This window comes from Peribacillus sp. TH16 (genome assembly GCF_016651095.1).
GTDB lineage: Bacteria > Bacillota > Bacilli > Bacillales > DSM-1321 > Peribacillus > Peribacillus butanolivorans.
The window spans coordinates 1-1,113 of the sequence record NZ_JAEKEM010000001.1; the positions used below are offsets into that span (position 1 = coordinate 1).

The following is a 1,113-nucleotide window of genomic DNA, read 5'->3' on the forward strand; positions in this document are numbered from 1 at the left end:
TTCAGACTGTAGACAAACTCGATGAAAATCGAGTTTGTCTACAGTTTTTTTGAGGGGTTGTAAAAATTCGACGTTGATTTCCACTCCAGGCACTCGCTTTCCGCGGGCGGTCAGGGAGCCTCCTCGGCGCCTTTGCGCCTGTGGGGTCTCCCTTGGACACGCATTTCCCGCAGGAGTCTCGCACCTTCCGTTCCAATCAACTTTGTTTTAACAATTAGATATAACCACTTTTGCCTACAGTCCTTTTTGTTTTAATATAGAAGTATTAAAACTTGAGGTGATGACGATGCTTTCGAAACATAATTCTATTCAGCGAGATCAACTTGAAATGATTACTTTGGATCAACTGGTGCCAGCGAACCATTTGGTTCGTAAAATTGAGGGAGCCATTGACTTCACTTTCATTTATGACTTGGTGAAAGAGATGTATTCAGAGATAGGGCGCCCAAGTATTGATCCAGTTATTTTAGTTAAATTGACATTCATTCAATATACCTTCGGTATTCGTTCGATGCGTAAAACGATTGAAGAAGTTGAAACGAATATGGCTTACCGTTGGTTTTTAGGTTACGGTTTCCATGATAAAGTACCTCACTTCTCAACGTTCGGGAAAAATTATGAGCGTCGCTTTAAAGATACAGACCTGTTTGAACGGATTTTTTATCGTATCTTAATGACAGCTTCAGAAAGAAAGTTAATAAGTGCAGAGCACGTATTCGTTGATTCAACACATGTGAAAGCCAGTGCGAATAAGCGAAAATTCGAAAAGAAAATCGTTCGTAAGGAAACACGAGCATATCAAGGACGCCTTCAAGAAGAAATAAATCAAGATCGTGAAAACAATGGAAAGAAGCCTTTTCCACCGGATAAATTTGATAAAGAAGAAACCAAAGAAATTAAAGAAAGTACAACTGACCCTGAGAGTGGCTACTATGTAAAAGATGAACGAACAAAACAGTTTGCCTATTCATTTCATGCGGCTGCGGACCGCAACGGTTTTGTGCTGGGGACGATTGTAACACCGGGAAATACGCATGATAGTCATATCTTAGAGCCTCTTGTTGAACAAGTGATTGAGAAAGTTGGAAAACCTGAAGCTGTTGCCGCAGATGC

Annotated in this window: 1 protein-coding gene; it reads left to right on the forward strand. The window is 40.7% G+C overall.

The genetic code is table 11. From position 1 onward, the window contains the following. Positions 1-286: 286 nt before the first annotated feature. Positions 287-1,113: transposase (locus tag JFV29_RS00005; RefSeq protein ID WP_201180481.1), on the forward strand; the 827-nt coding region annotated here is incomplete at its 3' end.